The following is a 3,060-nucleotide window of genomic DNA, read 5'->3' on the forward strand; positions in this document are numbered from 1 at the left end:
CGCCTTGACGGTCCGCACCGGGCCGAGGGAACGCGCCAGCGCCAGCTTGTCCTCGCTGAGGTCCACCGCCACGACCGGGCTGGCCCCGCTGGCCAGCGCCCCCAGCACCGACGACAGCCCGACCCCGCCGAGCCCGACCACGGCGACCGACTGTCCGGCGCGCACCTTCGCCGTATTGACCACCGCCCCCACCCCGGTCAGCACCGCGCAGCCGAACAGCGCCGCCTGCTCGAACGGGAGGTCGGCGTCGACCCTGACCAGCGAGCGCCGCGACACCACCGCATGGCCGGCGAAGGCCGAGCAGCCGAGATGATGATGCAGCGCGCCGCCCTCGCCGTGCAGCCGCACCCCGCCGCCCAGCAGCTCGCCCCGGCCGTTGGCCGCCGCGCCCGGCTCGCACCGCGCCGGCCGTCCTCCGGCGCAGGGATCGCAGTGGCCGCAGCTGGGCATGAAGACCATGACCACGTGATCGCCGACGGCCAGATCGTCGACCCCGGGGCCGAGGGCCTCGACCACCCCGGCCGCCTCGTGGCCCAGCGCCATCGGCATCGGCCGCGGGCGGTCGCCGTTGATGACGCGGAGGTCGGAATGGCACAGGCCGGCCGCCCTGACCGCCACCAGCACCTCGCCCGGCCCGGGCGGGTCGAGCGTCACCGTCTCCAGCGACAGCGGCCGGCTGCCGGCGTACGGACGGGCGGCGCCCATGGCTCTGAGGACGGCGGCGGTGGTCTTCATCGGAGCGAGGCTAGGCGCTTGACGCAGCGTCCGCCAAGCCCAAGGCTCGGACCCAAGCGGACTCGACCGAAGCCCGCACGAAACGCGCTCAAGCAGCGAGGCGCCGCGCGCCGAGCGGTCGCGCACCAAAAAGGGGAGACTTCATGACGGGAACTATCGAGCGGACCCGGCGCGGCGACTACCGCCGCTTCCAGGCCATCTCCACGCGCTGGATGGACAACGACGTCTACGGCCACGTCAACAACGTCGTCTACTACGCCTGGTTCGACACGGCGGTGAACCGGCTGCTGGTCGTCAACGGCCTGCTCGACATCCACCATGGCAAGGTCATCGGCCTGGTCGCCGAGACGGGCTGCCGCTATTTCGCCCCCACCGCCTTTCCGGACGAGATCCAGGCCGGCGTCCGCGTCGCCCACGTCGGCACCTCCTCGGTCCGCTACGAGATCGGCCTGTTCCGCAACAACGAGGACGAGGCCGCCGCCGTCGGCCATTTCGTCCACGTCTACGTCGACCGCGAGACCAAACGCCCGGTCGCGGTCGACGACAAGATGCGCGGGTTTCTGGAGAGCCTGAAGAGCTAGTCGTCCAGCCGGCCCATCAGGGCGAGGGCGCCGACGGCGGTCAGGGCGCCGAGGGCGAAGGCGGCGACGATGGCGCCGATGGCGACGGCGGCCGGCACGGTGACCGGGCGGGCCTCGTACCACTCGACGATGTCGGCCTCCTCAAGGTCCTCGTCGGAGTAGAGGTCGGCGTCCTGGATGGCGTCGTCGGCGGTCATGGCGGGCTCCGGCGGGGTCAGTGCCGGAATGCCCGGCGAGGCGGGCGGTTCCTGCCCGTGACAGCCGCGTCTGCATCCGCTAGACGGCGCGCCGACGAACAGCGACCGCGCTCACGCAGCGAGCGACCGCGTCGCGAGCGACAGCGCCTCACTACAGAGATCCTCATGGCCGGCCATTCCAAGTTCAAGAACATCATGCACCGCAAGGGCCGCGCCGACGCGCAGCGGTCCAAGCTGTTCTCCAAGCTGTCGCGCGACATCACCGTCGCCGCCAAGTCGGGCCTGCCGGATCCCGCCATGAACCCGCGCCTGCGCCTGGCGGTGAACAACGCCAAGGCCGAGAGCCTGCCCAAGGACGTCATCCAGCGCGCCATCAACAAGGCCTCCAGCGGCGACGCCGACACCATGGAGGAGATCCGCTACGAGGGCCGCGGACCCGGCGGCGTCGGCATCATCGTCGAGGCCCTGACCGACAACCGCAACCGGGCCGGCTCCAACATTCGCGCCGCCTTCTCCAAGAACGGCGGGGCGCTGGGCGAGATGAACTCGGTCGCCTTCATGTGGGATCGCGTGGGTCAGATCATCTACCCGGCCGAGGCGGGCAGCGAGGACCAGGTCATGGAGGCCGCCATCGAGGCGGGCGCCCAGGACGTCGAAAGCGATCTGGTCAAGCCGGACATCTACGAGGACGCGCCGGGCCACACCATCTGGACGAAGTTCGAGGATCTCAACGAGGTCGCCGACGCCATGTCGAAGGTGCTGGGCGACCCGAAATCGACAGCCATCGTCTGGAAGCCGCAGTCCGAGGTCACCGTCACCGGCGAGGCGGTCGGCACACTGATGAAGCTGCTCGACGCGCTCGACGCCGAAGATGATGTGCAGAACGTCTATTCGAACGAGGACATCGCGGACGAGGACCTGGCCAGATACGCCGGCTGAGCCTCAGCTGGCGAAGCTGCGCAGCTCGTCGGTGACCCAGCCGTCGGGGTTGCGCAGCGGCCGGCCGGGGCGGCGCAGCCGCATCAGTCCGTGCAGGGCGTCGGTCAGGTCGATCAGCTGGTCTTCCGACAGCTCCACCGCGGCGCGCAGCACCTCGGCCCGAAGCTGGTCGTAGGCTTCCTGCGGCAGGCGCCGGTCGATTGGATGGCCCATGCGGGGGCTCCGGAACGCGCGGCGGGCGGCCGCAGACCGGGTGTAACCCGGCGAGGGGACGTCGGGTTCCCGACATAGACGGACGCGGGTCATGGAACCTGTCCCGGCCGGTGGACGAGGTTGCTTTCGCCTCCGGCGGCGGCAGGATGGCGCGGGGGAGGCGGCATGACGCATCAGTACGAGCATCCGGCTGCGTCCGCGCCCGGCCCCGGCCGCAGCTGGCGCAGGCTGGCCCCGGCGGCCGCTGCGGCTGTGGTCCTGGCCGGAGCCGGCACCGTCTCGTTGATTCACCTGGCGGACGCCTGGCGAGAGGGCGCGCCCTACCGCGCCCGGCGAGCCGTGGAGGCCGAGGCGCGGCGGGCCGAACGGGCGGCCGGACCGGCGGAAAGCGGACG

6 protein-coding genes are annotated in these 3,060 nt (G+C 71.5%); 3 read left to right on the forward strand and 3 right to left on the reverse strand.

Translation table 11 applies throughout. The features are described 5' to 3' along the window. On the reverse strand, window positions 1–735 hold a 735-nt coding region (locus VGD32_RS05405), incomplete at its 3' end, for an alcohol dehydrogenase catalytic domain-containing protein (protein WP_331030881.1). Window positions 736–878: 143 nt separating this feature from the next. Here VGD32_RS05405 and VGD32_RS05410 point away from each other — a divergent pair. Further along, on the forward strand, window positions 879–1,316 hold the full coding sequence (locus VGD32_RS05410) for a thioesterase family protein (RefSeq protein WP_331030882.1): 438 nt from the start codon (window positions 879–881) through the stop codon (window positions 1,314–1,316). Here VGD32_RS05410 and VGD32_RS05415 read toward each other — a convergent pair. Beyond that, window positions 1,313–1,513, reverse strand: coding sequence for a hypothetical protein (locus VGD32_RS05415; RefSeq protein WP_331030883.1), 201 nt, complete (start codon window positions 1,511–1,513; stop codon window positions 1,313–1,315). The genes VGD32_RS05410 and VGD32_RS05415 overlap by 4 nt on opposite strands. Window positions 1,514–1,678: 165 nt before the next feature. Here VGD32_RS05415 and VGD32_RS05420 point away from each other — a divergent pair, with 165 nt between their 5' ends. Next, on the forward strand, window positions 1,679–2,452 hold the full coding sequence (locus VGD32_RS05420) for a YebC/PmpR family DNA-binding transcriptional regulator (RefSeq protein WP_331030884.1): 774 nt from the start codon (window positions 1,679–1,681) through the stop codon (window positions 2,450–2,452). A 3-nt stretch (window positions 2,453–2,455) separates the two neighbouring features. Here VGD32_RS05420 and VGD32_RS05425 read toward each other — a convergent pair whose 3' ends face one another. Next, window positions 2,456–2,665: a hypothetical protein gene (locus tag VGD32_RS05425; RefSeq protein WP_331030885.1), complete on the reverse strand. Its 210-nt coding sequence runs from the start codon at window positions 2,663–2,665 to the stop codon at window positions 2,456–2,458. A 165-nt stretch (window positions 2,666–2,830) separates the two neighbouring features. On the opposite strand from VGD32_RS05425, the gene VGD32_RS05430 reads away from it, so the two are divergent. Next, on the forward strand, window positions 2,831–3,060 hold a 230-nt coding region (locus tag VGD32_RS05430), incomplete at its 3' end, for a hypothetical protein (protein ID WP_331030886.1).

It is taken from the genome of Brevundimonas sp., assembly GCF_036402095.1.
In the GTDB taxonomy this organism is placed as follows: Bacteria; Pseudomonadota; Alphaproteobacteria; order Caulobacterales; family Caulobacteraceae; genus Brevundimonas.